Origin of the sequence: Streptomyces sp. NPDC048825, assembly GCF_043198355.1 — a bacterium.
Classification (GTDB): domain Bacteria; phylum Actinomycetota; class Actinomycetes; order Streptomycetales; family Streptomycetaceae; genus Streptomyces; species Streptomyces xiangluensis.
On record NZ_JBICUR010000016.1, the window covers coordinates 211,709 to 230,538 of the forward strand.

15 protein-coding genes are annotated in these 18,830 nt (G+C 69.3%); 7 read left to right on the top strand and 8 right to left on the bottom strand.

Annotation, left to right across the window (positions count from 1 at the left end; genetic code table 11):
* Positions 1–74: 74 nt before the first annotated feature.
* Positions 75–2,933, bottom strand: coding sequence for a glycoside hydrolase family 3 C-terminal domain-containing protein (locus ACGFNK_RS33470; RefSeq protein WP_393421898.1), 2,859 nt, complete (start codon positions 2,931–2,933; stop codon positions 75–77).
* Between the two features lie 364 nt (positions 2,934–3,297).
* Between ACGFNK_RS33470 and ACGFNK_RS33475 the strand changes: the two genes are divergently transcribed.
* The 7 genes from ACGFNK_RS33475 to ACGFNK_RS33505 all read left to right on the top strand — a co-directional run bounded on the left by ACGFNK_RS33475 (position 3,298) and on the right by ACGFNK_RS33505 (position 12,907).
* Positions 3,298–4,974, top strand: coding sequence for an extracellular solute-binding protein (locus ACGFNK_RS33475; protein ID WP_393421900.1), 1,677 nt, complete (start codon positions 3,298–3,300; stop codon positions 4,972–4,974).
* A gap of 25 nt (positions 4,975–4,999) precedes the next feature.
* Complete coding sequence (locus tag ACGFNK_RS33480) at positions 5,000–6,061, top strand: ABC transporter permease (protein WP_393421902.1); 1,062 nt, start codon at positions 5,000–5,002, stop codon at positions 6,059–6,061.
* The gene (locus tag ACGFNK_RS33485; protein WP_393421904.1) at positions 6,058–7,011 is read left to right on the top strand and encodes a carbohydrate ABC transporter permease; all 954 of its coding nucleotides are present in this window, start codon (positions 6,058–6,060) and stop codon (positions 7,009–7,011) included. The genes ACGFNK_RS33480 and ACGFNK_RS33485 overlap by 4 nt, the downstream gene beginning before the upstream one ends.
* A gap of 227 nt (positions 7,012–7,238) precedes the next feature.
* Positions 7,239–9,464, top strand: coding sequence for a 1,4-beta-glucanase (locus ACGFNK_RS33490; protein WP_393421906.1), 2,226 nt, complete (start codon positions 7,239–7,241; stop codon positions 9,462–9,464).
* Positions 9,464–11,449 (top strand): beta-galactosidase, encoded by a 1,986-nt coding sequence (locus ACGFNK_RS33495; protein ID WP_393421908.1) that lies wholly within the window; start codon positions 9,464–9,466, stop codon positions 11,447–11,449. The genes ACGFNK_RS33490 and ACGFNK_RS33495 overlap by 1 nt, the downstream gene beginning before the upstream one ends.
* Positions 11,450–11,575: 126 nt before the next feature.
* The gene (locus ACGFNK_RS33500) at positions 11,576–12,289 is read left to right on the top strand and encodes a hypothetical protein (protein ID WP_393421910.1); all 714 of its coding nucleotides are present in this window, start codon (positions 11,576–11,578) and stop codon (positions 12,287–12,289) included.
* A gap of 96 nt (positions 12,290–12,385) precedes the next feature.
* On the top strand, positions 12,386–12,907 hold the full coding sequence (locus ACGFNK_RS33505; RefSeq protein WP_393421912.1) for a hypothetical protein: 522 nt from the start codon (positions 12,386–12,388) through the stop codon (positions 12,905–12,907).
* A 244-nt stretch (positions 12,908–13,151) separates the two neighbouring features.
* Here the strand turns inward: ACGFNK_RS33505 and ACGFNK_RS33510 are convergent, their stop codons facing one another.
* The 7 genes from ACGFNK_RS33510 to ACGFNK_RS33540 all read right to left on the bottom strand — a co-directional run bounded on the left by ACGFNK_RS33510 (position 13,152) and on the right by ACGFNK_RS33540 (position 18,820).
* A complete protein-coding gene (locus ACGFNK_RS33510; RefSeq protein WP_393421914.1) occupies positions 13,152–14,015 on the bottom strand; it encodes a cytochrome c biogenesis CcdA family protein in 864 nt (287 codons plus the stop codon).
* 7 nt (positions 14,016–14,022) lie between these two features.
* Entirely contained in the window at positions 14,023–14,613 is a 591-nt protein-coding gene (locus ACGFNK_RS33515; protein ID WP_393421916.1) for a redoxin family protein, read from the bottom strand.
* An 88-nt stretch (positions 14,614–14,701) separates the two neighbouring features.
* A complete protein-coding gene (locus ACGFNK_RS33520) occupies positions 14,702–15,421 on the bottom strand; it encodes a Crp/Fnr family transcriptional regulator (protein WP_393421918.1) in 720 nt (239 codons plus the stop codon).
* Positions 15,422–15,609: 188 nt separating this feature from the next.
* The gene (locus ACGFNK_RS33525; RefSeq protein ID WP_393421920.1) at positions 15,610–16,095 is read right to left on the bottom strand and encodes a hypothetical protein; all 486 of its coding nucleotides are present in this window, start codon (positions 16,093–16,095) and stop codon (positions 15,610–15,612) included.
* 117 nt (positions 16,096–16,212) lie between these two features.
* Positions 16,213–17,001, bottom strand: coding sequence for a class I SAM-dependent methyltransferase (locus tag ACGFNK_RS33530; RefSeq protein ID WP_393421922.1), 789 nt, complete (start codon positions 16,999–17,001; stop codon positions 16,213–16,215).
* 12 nt (positions 17,002–17,013) lie between these two features.
* Positions 17,014–18,567, bottom strand: coding sequence for a radical SAM protein (locus tag ACGFNK_RS33535; RefSeq protein WP_393421923.1), 1,554 nt, complete (start codon positions 18,565–18,567; stop codon positions 17,014–17,016).
* 37 nt (positions 18,568–18,604) lie between these two features.
* On the bottom strand, positions 18,605–18,820 hold the full coding sequence (locus ACGFNK_RS33540) for a hypothetical protein (RefSeq protein WP_393421925.1): 216 nt from the start codon (positions 18,818–18,820) through the stop codon (positions 18,605–18,607).
* Positions 18,821–18,830: the final 10 nt, after the last annotated feature.

Below are 18,830 nucleotides of genomic sequence, written 5' to 3' on the forward strand. Positions count from 1 at the left end.
CCCGGGATGAAGGGGCCCGGCACCGATGCCTTCCGGTGCCGGGCCCTCCCCATGCGTCGGCCTGGTCCGGACCCTCAACCGGAGAAGCCGACACGCGCGAGCCGAATCCGGCCGCGCAGTCTGATGTGCAGGTCGTGGACCTCGGCCACGTGCGTCACCGGTCCGGTCACGGTCGTGTAGTCGTACGGACCTGTCGTCGCCGGAATGTCCAGCCGCGCGAGCACCTGGTCACCCGCCAGTGCCAGTTCGACCGAGCCCTCGCCCGCGGCCTCGACGGAGACCAAGGTCGTACCGCCGCCGAAGTCGCAGGCCCGGAAGACCAGTTCGGCCTCACCCTCACCTTCACCCGCGGCCGCCGGTGTCACCGCGTCGCCCGAGACCTTCGTACGGTCGACGATCTCGGCACCCCGCTGCTCGTCGAAGTCGGCGGCGTCCAGGCCGAGTTCCAGGATCGGGCGAGGGAGGGTGGGGGTGCCGTCCAGTTCGATCGTCCGGCGCAGCCGGAAGTCCTCGCTGGATGCGCCCACGAGCACCTCGTACGCTCCCGGCTCCAGCCGCCACTCGCCGTGTGCCACATCCCAGAACTCGAAAGCGGTCAGGGGGAGTTCGAAGGAGAGCTCGGTGGAGGCGCCGGGGGGCAGGTGGAACCGGCGGTGTGCCGCCAGTTCGCGGCGGGGGCGCGGGACCGAGGGGTTCACGGCGCGCGTGTAGAGCTGGGCGACTTCGTCGGCTGCCACCCCACTTGTGTTGGTGACAGTGAACGAGACCTTCAATTCACTTTCGCCCAGCTCGACTCGGAGTCCGTCGTAGGCGAAGGACGCATACGACAGGCCATGCCCGAACGGGAAGAGCGGGGTGCCCTCGAAGTAGAGGTACGTCTGGCGGCTGCCGATCACGTCGTAGTCGAGGAGGCCGGGGAGGTCCGTGTCGGAGGCGTACCAGGTCTGCGGGAGGCGGCCGGCCGGGGAGACGTCGCCCGCCAGGACACGGGCCAGAGCGGTGCCGGCCGCCTGGCCGCCGTGGGCCGTCCACAGCAGGGCGGGGATGTCCTCGGGATCCACCGCGTACGGGTAGGCGGAGACGAGGGCCAGGGCCGTGTTCGGGTTCGCGGCACGGGCTGCCCGCAGCAGGCGCTCTTGGTGCTGGGGGAGGTGGAGGGTCGTGCGGTCCTCCGTCTCGCGGCCGTTGATGTGCGGGTCGTTGCCCGCGACCACGACCACCACGTCCGCGGTCGCGGCGGCCCGGGTCACCGCGTCCTCGCCACGCTCCGTGACGATCAGCTCGAAGATCTCGGCGTCCCGCGGGTCCTCGGCGGCAACCTTTGCGCCATCGGCGGTGACAGAGACGTACCGACCCGTTCCTACGTGCTTCAGGAGGTGCCCGTTCGCGTGGGAATCACTGGGTTCCAGGCGGAATGTCTCCTGGACGACCCAGCCGCCGGGCTGGTCCGCCGACGCGCGTACGCAGCCGTCGTCGGCTACGGAGAGGTAGCGGCCGTCGGGTGCGCGGAGGGTGAGGACGCCCTCGCCCCAGTCGATCAGCGCGAGGTCCGTACCGGTGACGTCGGTGGTCAACGGGGGCAGGTCGGTTCGGCCCGCGAGGAGGGCCGGGTCCAGCGCGCCCTCGGCGCCGCGGGCTTCGTCGGTCACGTCGTCGGCCGGGGGCACGCTCAGGTACGTACCGGCCGAGGTCTTCAGACGGACCCGGTCCACGCCCTCGGCGAAGTCGACGTGCTCGGCGCCGAAGCGCTCGTACAGGCCCTCCAGGGGTGTGGAGCGGTGGATGAGTGTGCCGCTGTACCAGTCGAGCTTGCACTCGTCGGCGAGGAGGCCGACCACGGCGATGCGGGTGCCTTCGGCGAGGGGCAGCAGGTCGTCGTTCTTGAGGAGGACGATCGCCTGTTCCGCGGCCTCCTGGGCGAGAACGCGGTGGGCGGGAGTGTCGAAGTGCTTGGTGTCCGCGTACGGGTCCAGATGCGGGTCGAACTCGCCGAGCCGGAAGCGGACCGCGAGCTGTCGGCGGACCGCCGCGTCGATGTCCGCCTCGGTCAACAAGCCCTGGTCCAGGGCACCCTGGACGCGTTCGGTGATCTTCGAGCTGTCCGTGCCGTGGTCCGTGAAGCTGTCCACGCCGGCGCGCAGGGCGGCGGCCGTCGCCTCCTCGTGCGTGTCGAAGTAGTGCTCGGAGTCGACCAGGTTGGAGGGCGCGCCCGCGTCCGAACAGACCAGGAGTTCCTGGTCCGTCCAGGTGCGCAGGTGCTCGCGCAGATACGGCGACACGTGGTTGGGGCGGCCGTTGACCAGGTTGTACGCGGGCATCACGCCGGCCACCGTGCCCGCCTCGACACTCGCGCGGAAGGCACGCAGGTCGTACTCGAGCAGGACGCGGGGGCGGACGGACGACGACGTGATGTCGCGCTTCGTCTCGTTGTTGTGTGCGAGCCAGTGCTTGAGGACGGGAGCGGTGCGCCAGTACGCCGGGTGGTCGCCGCGCAGGCCGCGGGTGTACGCCGCCGCGATCGCCGAGGTCAGTTTCGGGTCCTCGGAGTAGCCCTCCTCGTTGCGGCCCCAGAGGGGGTGGCGCAGGAGGTTGACCGTGGGCGCCCAGACGTTGAGGCCCACGCGGTCGTCGCGGGCGCGCATCGCGCGGGCCTCGGTGGAGACGGCCTCGCCGACGCGGCGTACGAGCTCCTCGTTCCAGGTCGCGCCGAGGCCCACCGCCTGCGGGAACACGGTCGCCGGGCCCATCCAGGCCACGCCGTGCAGCGCCTCCTGGCCGGTGCGGAACGCGGCGATGCCGAGCCGCTCCACCGCGGGCGCGAACTGGTGCAGCAGCGCGATGCGTTCGGCCACGGTGAGCCGCGACAGGAGATCGTCGACGCGCTTCGCGAACGGCAGCTGCGAGTCGCGGAAAGGCGGCGTTTGTGCGGTCACGCGGGCATCCCTTTGTGGAGGAGAGATGGAGAGCTTTCGAAGCGCTTCGATGCTCATTCGACAGGAGGGTGGGTGTCAAGACATCCCGAGGCAACATCTCCGCATCCTCTTTGGCGTTTCAAGGCCCAGACCAGACAGGTTCAGTCCTTTGCACCGCGGAGGAATGTTGGGAACGACTCTTGTGCACCCTCGGGCGTTCACTTAACCTCGCAGCAACATCGAAGCGCTTCGACTCGTCGAACAGGCCGCACCTGCGGTCACATTCCTCCGAGGTCCGCTTCAGCTCAGCCAGTTCCACTCAAGACACCACAGCCGACGGCCCTACCGCCGGGTGTCCTGGTGTGCGCCATGAAGGGTTGACGCAATGACGCCGAACACCTCCGTCCCCAGCCGGAGAAGCTTCCTCGCCTCCACGGCGGTCGCCGCTGCCGCGGTGGCCGGAGGCATGCCGCTGCTGTCCGCCTGCGGCGGCTCGCAGGAGGGCCGCAAGGACGGCACCACGTCGGGGAAGGACGCCGCGAAGATCCTCCCGGCGTACGTGGCGTCGAATGTGGTGGCCCCCGACATCCCGGCGAAGAACGGCTCGGCGGCGGGTTTCACCAAGGCGATCCCCACGGCCGAGCTGAAGACGTCGGTGGCCAAGAAGATGGGCAGCGGCGGCAAACTCACGATCTTGTCGCCGTTCTTCGGCACCCCGCCGAAGAACGGCAACCCGTACTACAAGGCCATGAACGAGGCCATCGGCGTCGAGGTCACCTGGCAGAACCAGGACGGCGTCACCTACGACCAGAAGCTCGGCGCGGTCCTGGCCGGCAGCAACATCCCCGACGTGGTCACCGTGCCGGGCTGGAACCTGATGGGCCGGATACCCAGCGCCATCAACGCCAAGTTCGCGGACCTCGGCCCGTACCTGTCCGGCGACAAGGTCAAGGACTACCCGAACCTCGCGGCCGTCCCCACCGAGGCCTGGCAGCGCGGCATCTTCGGCGGTCAGCTGCGGGCGATCCCGTTCCCCGCCCCGAACGTCACCGACATCGCGCCCATGTACCGCAGGGACCTGTTCAAGGAGAAGGGCTACAGCGTCCCCACCAGCCCCGACGAGTTCCTGTCCTGGGCCAAGGAAGCGACCGACGCGAAGTCGAAGCTGTGGGCCTGCGACGACATGAAGTGGTCGGCGTTCCACATCTTCGGATGCCTGTCGGGCAGCGACAAGGCGCTGTGGTGGAACATGGACGGCGGCAAGCTGATCAACCGCGTCGAGACCGAGGAGTACCTCGAAGCCCTGGAGTGGACGCGCAAGCTCTACGCGGCCAAGGTGGTCCACCCGGACGCGGTCAGCGGCAAGGACGGCGGCAACTCGGGAAACCGCTTCACCGCCGGCGAGGTGCTGGTCTACAACAACAACATCTCCGACTGGTGGGGCAAGACCGCCGAACAGGCCACCCAGAACTCGGACTTCGAGATGGGCGCGTTCGACTTCTTCGGTCCGGACGGCGGCGACCCGACGCTGTGGGCGGGCCAGCCCGCCAACATCTTCACCTTCGTCAGCAAGAAGGCGACCGAGGCGCAGATCAAGGACTTCCTGGCCCTCTGCAACTTCTGCGCGGCGCCCTACGGCACCAAGGAGTTCATGCTCACCGCCTACGGCGTCGAGGGCACGGACTACGACATGAAGGACGGCCTGCCGGTCAAGACGACCCAGGGCGTCAACGAGATCAACGGCGCCTACGACTACACCGGCAACCCCGCCCCGTACGTCGCCTACCCCGACTTCCCCGAGGTCACCAAGGGCATCGTCGAGTGGCAGCAGCGGATGGGCGCCTTCACCAAGAAGTCCTCCTTCTTCGGCCTGACCGTCACCGAGCCCAACCGCTGGGCCAACCTCGCCGACGACTTCGAGCAGCTCGAGGACGACGTGGTGCGCGGCCGCAAGAAGATCAGCGATGTACAGCAGGCGGTCGCCGACTGGAAGAACAAGGGCGGCGACGACCTGCGCGACTGGTACAAGAAGCTGCTCGACGACAACGGGTCGGCGAACTGACCCGGGCTGAGGCGAGGAGAAGGCCGTGTCCCACAGCACGGTGCCCCGGTCCAGAGCCGAGGCAAAGACCCCCGCGGAGGATCCGCCGACGTCCGACGGCGTCGGACGCCGCTCCCGGTCCCGGTCCCGCTTCCCGTCACGGGAGGGCAAGCGCCGCGGGAAGCTGAGCGTCCGGCTCCGGTTCAAGCGCGACCGCACGCTGATCCTGATGACCTTGCCGGCGGTGCTGCTGCTCCTGGTCTTCAACTACGTACCGATCCTCGGCAACGTGGTCGCCTTCCAGGACTACGACCCGTACATCAGCGAGAATGGCTTCGTCGCCATCTTCCAAAGCCCCTGGATCGGCTTCGAGCAGTTCGAGCGGATCTTCGCGGACTCGGCCTTCTGGCACGCGGTGCAGAACACGTTCGTGCTGTTCTTCCTGCAACTGATCCTGTTCTTCCCGATCCCGATCCTGCTCGCGCTCCTCATCAACAGCGTGGTCAGGCCCCGGGTACGGGCTCTCGCCCAGGCGATCATGTACCTGCCGCACTTCTTCTCCTGGGTCCTCGTCGTCACCGTCTTCATGCAGATCTTCGGCGGCGCGGGCATCATCGCGCAGACCCTCCGCCAGCACGGCTACGAGGGCTTCGACCTGATGACCAACCCGGAGACCTTCAAGTACCTGGTCACGCTCGAGATGGTCTGGAAGGACGCGGGCTGGGGCATCATCGTCTTCCTCGCCGCGCTGTCCTCCGTCTCCAACGACCTGTACGAGGCTGCCGCCATGGACGGGGCCGGACGCTGGCGGCGCATGTGGCACATCACGCTGCCCGCCCTGCGCCCGGTGATCGCTCTGCTTCTGGTACTGCGCGTCGGCGACGCCCTCACCGTCGGCTTCGAGCAACTGCTGCTCCAACGGCAGGCGGTGGGCGTCGCCGCCTCCGATGTGCTCGACACCTATGTGTGGTGGAACGGCATCCGCAACCAGGACTTCAGCTATGCCGCCGCCGCAGGCCTCATCAAGGGCTTCGTCGGCCTGGCACTGGTGCTGACTGCCAACAAGGTCGCCCATCTCATGGGTGAGCAGGGGGTGTACAAGAAGTGAGCGCTGTCCTCGACAAGCCCGCCGACGAGAAGCCGGTGGCGAAGAAGCCGAGCACCTGGGCGGCACCGCCCCGCCCGGTCTGGGAGGAGGAGCCGTCCAAGGCCGGGGTGGCGGGCAAGGGTCTCGTCCTGAGCCTCGCCTGCCTGGTGATCCTCTTCCCGCTGTGGATCGTCATCGTCACCAGCCTCCAGACGAAGAAGACCATCGACGAGGCCGGCGGTCTGGTGGTGATCCCCAAGGGCATCACCTTCGTCGCCTACCAGGAGCTCCTCAGCGGCGGACAGGTCCAGCGTGCCGCACTGGTCAGCGTCGGAGTGACCCTGGTCGGCACGCTGTTCAGCATGGCCGTGTCGGTGCTGTGCGCCTACGGTCTCTCACGCAGCGGCTCGCTCGGTCACCGGTGGATCCTGATGACGCTGCTGGCCACCATGTTCTTCGGCGCGGGCCTGATCCCGACGTACTTGCTGGTGCAGGGGCTCGGACTGACCGACACCTACCTGGCGCTGATCCTCCCCAGCGCTGTGAGCGTCTTCAACATCCTTGTCCTGCGGGCGTTCTTCATGGGCATCTCCCAGGAACTGATCGACAGCGCCCGGATCGACGGGGCCGGCGACTGGCGCATCCTGTGGAAGATCGTGATGCCGCTGTCGCGCGCGGTCCTCGCGGTGATCGCGCTCTTCTACGCGGTGGGCTACTGGAGCGCCTGGTTCAACGCGTCGATCTATCTGACCGACCAGGACATGATGCCGCTGCAGAACGTCATGATCCAGCTGGTCCAGAAGCAGGAACGGCCGGTTGGGCTTTCGGCCCAGGTCAACACCGGTGAGCTGTCCGCTCTTGCTCTTCAGATGGCTGTGATGGTGCTGGCTCTCATTCCGGTGGCTGTGCTTTCGCCCTTCGTCCAGCGGCACTTCAAGAAGGGCATGCTGACCGGCGCGGTCAAAGGCTGACTCCGGTCAGCCCGCTTTCCTCCGGCTCCTGAACCCGCCGCGCCGATCCGCGGGGCGAGCCGGGGGCTGCCGAGTCCGTTGTGAACTGCGGGCCGTTCGTGGCTGGTCGCGCCCACGCGGCGGAGCCGCAAATGTCACAGCCACGCGCCCCTGAAGGGGCGCTCCCCGAACCCCGACTTTGAACAGGGCGCCCCACGCCCTTCACACCCCCAAGAACGAGGTATGTCATGCGCACGCCCCGCCCGAGCAGACGCGTCGTCCTCGCCGGGACTGCCGCTGCCGCCGCGCTCTCCGCCGTCGGCCCCCTGGCACAGGCAGCTCCCGCCCAATCGCCGGCTGACGCGCCCCCCTACCGCTGGCGCAACGTCGTCATCGGTGGCACCGGCTTCATCACCGGTGTGCTCTTCCACCCCTCCGTACGCGGCCTCGCCTACGCCCGTACGGACATCGGCGGCGCCTACCGCTGGGACGACCGGGCCGCCCGCTGGACGCCGCTCACCGATCACCTCGGCTGGGACGACTGGAACCTCCTCGGCGTGGAGGCGATGGCGGTCGACCCCGCGCGCCCCAACCGGGTGTACCTCGCCCTCGGTACCTATGCCCAGCCCTGGGCCGGCAACGGCGCCGTCCTGCGCTCCGACGACCGCGGCGCCACCTGGTCCCGTACCGATCTGACCGTGAAGCTCGGTGCCAACGAGGACGGGCGCGGTACCGGTGAACGCCTCCTCGTCGACCCGCGCGACAGCGACACCCTGTGGCTGGGCACCCGGCACGACGGCCTGCTCAAGTCGACCGACCGGGGCGCCACTTGGGCAGCCGTGACCGACTTCCCGGCGAAGGCGAACGCCTCCGGACAGGGAGTCACCTTCCTCGTCGCGGCCGGGCGTTCCGTCTACGCCGGCTGGGGTGACGGTGACGGCACGTCCGGCACGGCGAACCTGTACCGCACCGCCGACGGCACGACGTGGGAGGCCGTGCCCGGGCAGCCGTCCGGCGCGTTTGCCAAGGTCCCGATCCGGGCCGCGTACGACAGGCACACGCGCGAGCTGTACGTGACGTACGCCGATGCTCCCGGCCCCAACGGGCAGTCCGACGGCAGCGTGCACAAGCTGCGCACCGCCACCGGCAAGTGGACCGAGGTGACCCCCGTGAAGCCCGGCGGCACCACGGAAGACGGCTCGGCGGACAACTTCGCCTACGGCGGAGTCGCCGTCGACGCCCGCCGCCCGGGCACCGTCGTCGTGTCCACCAACAACCGCTGGGCGGCCATCGACACACTGTTCCGCTCCACCGACGGCGGCCGTACCTGGACATCCCTCAAGGACGCTGCCGTGTTCGACGTATCCGAGACTCCCTTCCTCAACTGGGGCGGTGACAAGCCGAAGTTCGGCTGGTGGATCCAGGCGCTCGCCCTGGACCCGTACGACTCGAAGCACATCGTGTACGGGACCGGCGCGACCCTCTACGGCACCCGCGACCTCAAGCGCTGGGCGCCGCAGATCCGCGGCCTGGAGGAGACGTCCGTGCGCCAGCTGATCTCGCCCCCGGTCGGGGAGGCACACCTGCTGAGCGGGCTCGGGGACATCGGCGTGATGTACCACGAGCGGCTCACGGCGTCTCCGTCGCGCGGCATGGCGGCGAACCCCGTGTTCGGGTCGGCGACGGGACTCGCGCAGGCCGCGGCCAAGCCGTCGTACGTCGTCCGGGCGGGCTGGGGCGACAACGGCAACGGCGCGTACTCGAACGACGGCGGCCGGACGTGGGCGCCCTTCAAGGCCCAGCCGGACATCGCCAAGAGCGCACCGGGGCCGATCGCCACCAGCGCCGACGGCAGTACGCTGCTGTGGTCCTTCGTGCACTGGGACGGCACGAAGTACGCAGCCCACCGCTCCACCGACAACGGCGCGACCTGGTCCGAGGTCTCCTCCTTCCCGAAGGGCGCCACGCCGGTCGCCGACCCGGCCGACCCGACGCTCTTCTACGCATACGACACCGACACAGGAACGCTATACGCCAGCACTGACAGTGGCCGTTCCTTCACGGCCCATGAGACTGGACTGCCCTCCGGCGACAGCCAGTTCAAGGTGGTGGCGGCCCCGGGTCGCTCCGGTGACCTGTGGATTTCCGCGAAGGAGAACGGTCTCTTCCGGTCCACCGACGGAGGTGCCGCCTTCTCGAAGGTCACGAGCTGCCGGTCCTCCCACTGCCTCGGCTTCGGCAAGGCCGCCGCCGGCGCCGGATACCCCGCGATCTACCAGGTCGGCGCGACCGGGACGGGGGCCGTCACCGGCGTCCTCCGCTCCGACGACGGGGCCAGGAGCTGGGTCCGTATCAACGACGACGCCCACCAGTGGGGCTGGACCGGCGAGACGATCACCGGCGACCCGCGCGTCCACGGCCGCGTCTATGTCGCCACCAACGGGCGCGGCATCCAGTACGGGGACCCGGCCTGATGTCCCCGCAACAGGGGCCGAGCCTCGCCGACGCCACCCGCGGCCGCATCCTCTTCGGCGGCGACTACAACCCCGAGCAGTGGCCCGAGGAGACCTGGCACGAGGACGTACGCCTCATGAAGGCGGCCGGAGTCAACTCCGTCACCCTCGGCGTCTTCTCCTGGGCGAAGCTCGAACCCCGGCCCGGGGCAAGGGAGTTCGGCTGGCTCGACCGGCTGATGGACCTCATGCACGACAACGGCATCGGCGTCGTCCTCGCGACCCCCACCTCGTCACCCCCACCCTGGATGGGCCGTCTGCACCCCGACACCCTGCCCCACGACGAGGACGGCCGCACCGAATGGTGGGGCGGCCGCCAGCACTTCTCGCACTCCAGCGCCACCTATCGCCGCTACGCCGCCGCCATCACCGAGGACCTGGCTGCCCGTTACGGCAGCCACCCCGCCCTCACGATGTGGCACATCAACAACGAGTACTGCACCTACGACTGGGGCGACGAGGCCGCCGCCACCTTCCGCCGCTGGCTCAAGGACAAGTACGGCACGCTCGACGCACTCAACACCGCCTGGGGAACGGCCTTCTGGAGCCAGGGCTACGGCGACTGGGACGAGGTCCTCCCGCCCCGCCACGCCCACTACCTCAAGAACCCCACACAGGTACTGGACTTCAAGCGCTACACCTCCGACATGCTCCTGGAGTGCTACGTCGCCGAGCGCGACATCGTCCGCCGGCACACCCCGCACATCCCGGTGACCACCAACTTCATGCCGATGTGGGTGGGGCAGGACGCCTGGAGGTGGGCCGAGGAGGAGGACCTCGTCTCCGTCGACATGTACCCGGACCCGCGCGACCCCTTCGGCGCCCAGAACGGCGCCCTCATCCAGGACCTGACGCGCTCCCAGGCCCGCGGCCGCCCGTGGATGCTCATGGAGCAGGCTGCCGGTCCCGTCAACTGGCGGGGCGTCAACCACCCCAAGCCGCGCGGCCTCAACCGCCTCTGGTCCCTCCAGGCCGTCGCCCGCGGCGCCGACGCCGTCTGCTACTTCCAGTGGCGGCAGTCCCGGCAGGGCGCGGAGAAGTTCCACTCGGGGATGGTCAGCCACGCAGGGGAGGAGGGCCGTACGTATCAGGAGGTCAAGCGGCTCGGAGCCGAACTCGCCGCCCTCGGACCCGAAGTGACTGACAGCCACATAGAGTCCGACGTCGCGATCCTGCACGAGTGGAACGCCTGGTGGGCGGGCGCACAGGACGGCCGCCTGTCCTCCGAGGTCGACTATCCGCAGATCGTACGCGCCTGGCATCGCGCCCTGTGGGAGGCCCACCTCACCACCGACTTCGCCCATCCCGAGCACGACCTGTCCCCGTACAAGCTCGTTGTCGTCCCGCAGTTGTACCTGCTCACGGACGGCGCGATCGACAATCTCCTGTCGTACGTACGAGCCGGGGGCACCCTCGTCTGCGGATTCCTGACCGGTGTCGCGGACGAGGACGACCGGGTGCGGTCGGGCGGCATGGACGCGCGGCTGCGGGAGCTCTTCGGGATCCGCACGCTGCACGAGTGGTGGCCGCTCGATGCGGGCGAGAGCGTCGAATGTGACGGTTTCCGCGGGACGTTGTGGTCCGAGGAACTCGAGGCGGCGAGCGACGTCGATCTTGTCGTCCCGTACAAGGGCGGTGAGTTGGACGGCTTGCCCGCGCTGCTGCGCAAGGGGCGCACCTGGTACCTCTCCACGCTGCCCGAACCGCCCGCGCTGCGCGACCTGTTGGCGGATGTGGCGGCCGGTACGGGGGTCCGGCCGCCCCTTGACGGCCTCCCCGCGCAGGTCGAGGCCGTCCGCCGGGGCGAGCTGCTCTTCGTGTTAAACCACGGGCGCGAGACGGTCACCGTGGAGCTGCCGGGCACGCACCGGGACGTCCTCACCGGCGAACAGGTCACCGGCTGCGTGGAGTTGGCGCGCTACGGAGCGGCGGTGCTCGCGCCGTGAACACCCGATCCCAGGACTTCCTCCCGAGCGCGCGACCGTTCTCCCCGCGCGCGGGAGAAGACCGTGGCCTCCTCCTGGAGCCGCGGTAGTTCCACAGCATTTCCCCCACCCATGGAAGGGACAGCCATGGCAACACGCACACGCAAGAGGGTCGCCAAGGCCCTCATCGCCCCCGCACTCGCACTCGGCGCCACCATCGGCCTCGCCTCCGCGCCGGCCTCGGCCGCCGTCTGGAACTCCTGCGACCAGTGGGGCAATACCAGCCTCAACGGCTACACCCTCTACAACAACATCTGGGGCTCCGGCGCCGGCAGCCAGTGCGTCTGGGCCAACTCCGGCACCAACTGGGGTGCCTGGGCCAACCACCCCAACACCGGCGGCATCAAGTCCTACCCCAACTCCAAGAAGGTGATCAACAAGTCGATCACCTCGCTCGGTTCGCTCAGCAGCAGCTACAACGTCACGGTCCCCTCCTCGGGCGCGTACAACTCCTCGTACGACATCTGGGACACCGACTACGACTACGAGATCATGCTCTGGGTGAACTACAACGGAGCCGTTGGCCCGCTGGGCACCTCGCAGGGCAACGTCACCCTCGGCGGCCACACCTGGACCGTCTACAAGGGCAACAACGGCGCCAACGAGGTCTTCTCGTTCCTGCGCACCTCGGACTCCAATTCCGGCACCGTGCAGATCCTGCCGATCCTGAAGTGGATCAAGGACACCAAGGGCTGGATGGGCAACGAGACCATCGGTGACGTCCAGTTCGGCTTCGAGATCACCTCGTCGTCCGGCGGTCTGGACTTCCGCACCAACAACCTGACTGTCAGCAGCAGTTGACCCAGCGGCCGACTGACCGGCCGAGCGGGCCGGCTCTGCTTCCCGGCGGAGCCGACCCGTGCCGTCAGGCCCGGTCGACCTCTCCTTGAGGGATGGGTGAAGGACGGTGTCGAGAGCCTCCGCGAGAGCGGCCGCGACGACGTGAAGACGGCGATCGCCAGCCGCAAGGGGACGCCCGCCCGATCGATCCACATCGTCCTGCGGAACGTCTTCCGGGCACTGCGGCAGGAGCGGGTGATCTTCCGGGATCCCGCCCGTGGCCTCGTCTTCGCCGGGATCAACAGGAACCCTCCCTCCGTGCCCTCGGACAGGCTGGCGGGTGTCCTCAGCCACGCGCAGGGCGCCCTCCAGCGCTTCGTGATGGTGCTGGTCTGCGTCCATGTGCTCAACGGCACCGACCTCCGCCGTCTGCTGCTCACGGACCTTGACCTGTCCCGCGAGCGGTTCGTGGTAGGCGCCGTGGACAGCGGCACATCGTCTACCTGGACGAATTCACTACCGCTGCGCTTCCGACTGGGTCCGCGAGCGCCACCGCCGGTGGCCGGTGACCGGCAACCCTCACCTGCTCATCAACCGATGGACAGCAGTCGACACCGCCCACTCGATCGTCGGCATTGACGGCACGGGCCGGCTCCGCCGGGATGCGGACCCGGCCCGCTCAGCCGGTCAATCGGCCACCGGCAACCGCCGGTGGCCTCAGCGCCGCCCACCCCGAGGGCACGGTGAAGCTGCCACGCCGGCCACGGCGGGATCCGGCCCACCGAGCCTGGCGAGACCCGTACGGCGACCATGCGGGATCGCGATGCTGGGTGATTCCCGAGTCAAGTCGTCTGTCGAGCGGTGTGTGTCGGAAGGTCCCTGATCACGCTTGGAAGCCGGTGCGCGGGCGTGTGCGCCTGCAGCGCCGGACCAGCAGTGCCGCGAGGAGCAGAATCCCAAAGGACACGGCGATCACGGTTGGACCGGCGGTGTCCAGGGCGTCGGCAACGGCTCGCTGGATGCCGGCCGCCGCGTCGATGACAGGGTCGGTGGTGGCAGGGTCGCGCTGGACGCGGATCTCGTACCAGCCGTAGTAGGCGACATACGCGCCGACCAGGAGGAGCAGGCCGCCGCCGAGCCGGGGGGCGATCGCGCCGAGGCGGCGCAGCCGGGGGACGGCGGTGGTGCGGGTGAGGGCGACGGTCAGTGAGGCGGCGCCGACGATCAGGCCCATCCCGGCGGCGTAGACCGCGAACAGAGCAACGCCCTCTGCGGTGGAGCCGCTGCGGAAGGCGGAGACGACGATGGCGAGGAACGGGGCGATGGTGCAGCCGAGGGAGGCGGTGGCGTACGCCATGCCGAACAGGGCCATCGAGGGCACAGAGCGCGTGACGGTGGGGGCGCGGCGGAGTTTCGGGGCGAGGGTGGGCAGTTGGCGGCCGGCGAGGAGCCATGCTCCGGCAGTGGTGATGAGCAGGCCGAAGGCGATGGTGAACCAGGGCAGGTGCTGCTGGACCTGGCCGGCGGCGGGCTGGACGACGAGTCCGAAGACGCCGAAGAAGGCGGCGAAGCCAGCCGTCATCGCCGCGGTGGCGGTGAGTGCCCGGCCGACGGCGACGGTGCGGCTCGGGCTGTCGTCGCCCAGGACGAGCAGGGAGAGGTAGGCGGGCAGCAGGGCGAAGCCGCACGGGTTGACGGCGGCGAGCATCCCGGCGCCGAGCGCGAGGGCGAGAGGAAGGTCGGCCATGGCGGGTTCAGCCGGTGAGGGCGGCGACCTTGTCCGCCAGCCCCTTGCCGCCGGGGAGCACACCCTCGTAGACGGTCTTTCCGGTCCGGTCGAGGAGCACGTAGTAGCTCTGCTGGGTGATCCCGAACCGCTTCCACACCCGGCCCGTCTCGTCGGACAGGTGCGAGAAGGAGCCGGTGCCCGTGTCGGAGACGAAGGCGCGCATTGCGGCGTTCTTGTCCAGACCCGCTACGCCGACGACGTTCGCCTTGCCCTGGTAGTCGGCGGCGACCTTCGCGGTCTCGGCGGCCTGTCCCTTGCACGTGGGGCACCACGGTGCCCAGAACCACAGCACCGTGGGCTTGCCCGCGAGCGTCTTCGCGTCGAACGGATTGCCATCCACCGTGGTGGCGGTGAAGGTCAACGCCTCGGGTACCTTCCTGCCCTCCGCCCCACCACCGCCCTCGTCGGAGCCGCCGGGCGACTTGGCGGGGGACGACGCCTTCGACGGGGAGTCACCCGCGTCGCCGACGGACGCGGAACCTTCGCTCGATCCGCATCCGGTCAGAGCGAGGAGGGCTGCAGCGAGGGCAGCCGGGAGGAGGGTGCGGGCGCGCAAGGAGGACTCCTGTGGGTCGGGACCGATGGCGAGGCTAGTCGTGGCGGCTCGTGCGGGCAGCAGGCCGGAGCCTTACGGATTGGTGACTTCAGCCCGCGGCGTCCTTGAGCCGTTCGGGGTCGAGGACGGTGATACGCCCGCGGGCCAGGCGGAGCAGGCCGTGGTCGGCGTAGTCGCGCAGCACCTTGGTGCAGGTCTCGCGGGAGGTGCCGGCGAGGGCAGCGAGCTGTTCGTGAGTGAGGGCGATCTGCGGGTGACGTCCGACCGGCCGCAGCGGGCCCGCCGGGGGCTGGGCGCTGGTCAGGGTGGTCAGTGTGGTGGCGATGCGTTGGGCGACGGTTTTGAACACGCTGTCGGACAGGCGCTGTTCGAGGTCGGCCAGGCGCCGGCCCAGGATCGCAGTGATCCGCGCGGCGATGCGGGCGTCAGTCAGTAGCAGCCGGTTGACGTCCGAGCGGCTCATCACGCACACGACGGTGTCGTCGAGGGCTTCGGCGTAGTTGTCGTACATGTGCTGTCCGAGCAGGACCATTTCGCCGAAGATGGTGCCCGGGGCGATGATCGCGGTGGTCAGGGCCCGGCCGTCGGCGGAGACCCGGAAGACGCGGACTCGGCCCTTTTTGAGGATGAACAGCACCTCGGACGGCTGGGTGGGCGAGTAGAGGATCTCGCCCGCGTGGTACGTCTTCATCGGCGCCGCATGGGCGATGGCTTCCATCTCCTGCTCGGAAAGGTCGCAGAAGATGTCGACCTCGGCCAGGCACCAGGTCCGCTCAGCTTCCTCGTCGCCTGCTGCGGCGTCGGCCATGGTGTGCGTCTCCTCGCGTCGTCCCGGGGCCCACGGCGGGGGTGCGGCGCCCCACGCCGGGCTGGCCAGCGCAGCGGCGCCCTCGGCCAGACAGTAGGGCAACGCGTCAGCGTCGATGGATATCCGGCGTGGCGCGGCCCCCGGCCATGGAGTGCCGGGGCCGGGTGTTGACGCGGGCGTTGCAGGGCTCATCCTCGGGCCTGGTCGGTGCGCTTGCCCATCGCCTGGGCGATGCAGGCGAAGGTCCCTCCGGCGAGCAGCCCGAACACGAGGTGGGCGCCGAGGCTGGAGGAGGTGACGTCGTTCCATTCGAAGACGGGCATGCCCATGTTGGCGGGCATGATCCACAATGCGCCGACGCTCCACCACACCGCGCCGTAGGCCAGGCCGAGGACGACGGCGGGGGCGATGCGCTGGGCGAAGGGGCCGAGCAGTGCGCCGAAGGTGATGCCGGCGAACAGCGCGATCGCAAGGTGGATCAGCCATCCGGCGAAGGCGTTGGTGGAGCCGAGGAGACCGGCGACCATGGTGATCATGGCGGTGTCCATCATCGGCCGGGACACCGACATCCAGATGCCCATCCCGATGCCGCCGACCAGTCCGGCCGCGGCGCCCCAGACGGCATGGACCGGGATCGCTACGGTCTTCGGGGATGCCTGCACGGTGGTTGCCATGGTGATCGTCCTCCTTTGCGCGGGGTGTCTTCTCCGCTCTCGTCGCCGACGCTAGGCCGCAGGACACATGCAGGTATGTGAGGGCGCTTACGTACCCGGGGGCAGATCGCTGGGACCTCAGGGCCACTTCACTGCGGTCAGCAGGGCGTAGCCGAGCACGCCTTCCGCGACGGCGGCGCGGGCCGCGTCCAGGAGGGCCGGGGCCGCGTCCAGGTCGACGCCGGCGTCGGCGAGGCGGGCAGGAGCGGTGATGCGCAGCAGGTCCAGCCGCGCCTGGATCTGGTCGATCATGCGGAGCATCGCCTCGTCGTGCCGCTCGGTGACCTGGGTGCGCAGCCCGGCCGCGGCAAGAATCTCGGCGTATTCGTCCAGGGGGCGGGCGTCGGCCACACAGGCGATGCGGGCACTGAGCCCGCGCAGTTCGGGCGGGAGCCGGTCGGGATCGGCGGTGACGTCGGTGAGGCCGAGGCGTCCGCCGGGCCGAAGGACGCGGGCGAACTCGGCGGCGGCCCGGGCCTTGTCGGGGAAGGTGCACAGGGCGCACTCGCACACCACGGCGTCGAAGACCCCGTCGTCGTAGGGCAGGTGCTCGGCGTCGCCGGTGGTGAAAACGGCCCGGTCGGCCAGGGCGGCGGCCTCGGCGGCACCTTGCGCGAGGGCCGTGTTGGCCGGCGCGTAGTCGACGCCGTCCGCCTGCACCCCGTAGGCGCCGGCGAGCAGGAGGGCGGTGGTGCCGCGGCCCGAGGCGACGTCGAGGACCCGCATGACGGGGGCGAGGGCGAGACGGTCGGCGAGGCGGCGCGTCAGGGCGGTGCCGCCGGGGTGGTAGGAGTCGCCGAGCAGCATCGCGACGATGTCCTTGGAGTAGGCGTCGGCGCAGCAGGACTTGATCTCCTCATGGGTCACGGCCGGCGCTCCTCAACTCTCGGTGCGGGTGGTCTTCGAGCCGTACGGGGTGGTCGTCAGGCGGCCGGCGAGGGGCAGGGCGTTCGGGGCGACCGGGGCAACGGGGACGCCGGACATCTGTGCGCGGACCTGTTCGCGGTAGCCGACGGAGTTGTAGGCGCAGAAGGGGATGAGGCGTCCGTCGGGGGTGATCTCCTCGACGCAGCACTTCATCAGTTGCTTGACGTTGAGGGTGTAGGGGTCCTGAAAGTCCTGCACGACGATCATGAACGCCTTGTCGCTCAGGTCCTTCACGGCCTGGGGCAGGTCGATGCCGCAGGCGTCGGCGCAGTCCAGGGCTTCTGCCGTGGCCCGGAGCTTCTCCTCGGTCGTGGTGGTGCCCATGAACGCGGAGGCCGACCACAGTTTCTCCAGGGCGTCGCGGATCCCGGCGTCGGGCATCACGCGGTTGGTGACGTAGTCGAGGTGGTCCTCCACGTTCAGCAGCCGCGGGATCGGCACGACGGTGCGGCTGCCCGGCTCACCGTCCACCAGGAGGTAGGTGATGGAGCGGCAGGTCGGGAAGCAGCACGGGACCGGGAAGAAGTCGCCCTTCTGGAACCAGCCGGGCCGCTGCTCGTTGATCAGCCGGATTACGTCGGGGTTGGTGAGCCGGTTCAGCGGGTCGAACTCCACATGCCGGCCGGAGTGGGTGACCGGTTGGAACGCCACCGACCGGACGGCCGGATGGTCGATGCCGTACTCGATGATCGCGCCGAGTTCATGCTCGTTGAGGCCGCGTTCGACAGCGGCGACGAGGGTGACGGTCAGCCCGGCCTCCGCGCAGTTGTCCAGGGCCCGCTGCTTGAACGTCCGGAGGTCCCGGCCCCTGATCTCCCGGTGGGTACGTTCGTCGAAGCCGTCGAACTGCAGGTAGACGTTCACCGACCGGCCCGGCACCCGGTTGCGCTTGCCGAGCTCGGCAACGAAGTCCTTGTCGGTCGCCAGGCGGATGCCGTTGGTGTTGAGGTTGACGTTCCTGATCGGACGGGCCTGAGCGAGGTCGATGAAGTCCAGGATGTGCTTGTGGATGGTGGGCTCCCCGCCGGAGAACATCACCACCTCCGCCTCCCCCTCCGAGGCCACGAACGCGTCGAGCATCCGCTCGCACTGCTCATGGGTGATGGAGTAGCCATCTGGCTGGTGGCCGGAGTCGGCGAAGCAGATCGGGCAGTCCAGGTTGCAGCCGGTGTTGACCTCGATGATCCCCAGGCATGCGTGCTGCTTGTGCTCCGGGCACAGCCCGCAGTCCGACGGGCAGCCGTCCTTCACCTCGGTCTGGAAGGTGAGCGGGATCGTGCCGGGTTTGTTGAATCGGGCCGAGGACAGGTACTCCTCGGCATCCCCGTACACCAGCGCCTCGAACTCACCGTGCTCACGGCAGCGTTTACGCAAGTACACCTTGTTGTCACGGATATTTACCTGCGCGTCGACGGGCGTCTTGCACATCGGGCAGATCGACTTGGTGAACTCCGCAAACACCTCGTTGCGGTCCACCTTGCGCCGGGGCACGGGTGCCTGGGTCACGTGGAACTCCTCCATGGATACAGATACGGTCCTTCACTCACCGGGCCACGTCACGGCCTGCGATGTCGCCCGATTGCGACGCAGGTGGGGCGGGACAGCCGGGCAGCAGTCCTCCACGCCCAGCGCCCCGGCGGCGACGGGCCCGGCAGCGCAGGGCGCGGCCCGCGCCGACGAGCAGGATGACCGCGCCGACGGTGATCAGCCACCCGTTGGCCAGGGCCCCGCCGAGGGCGCTGAGTGCTCCGCCGGCCACGAGCAGGGGG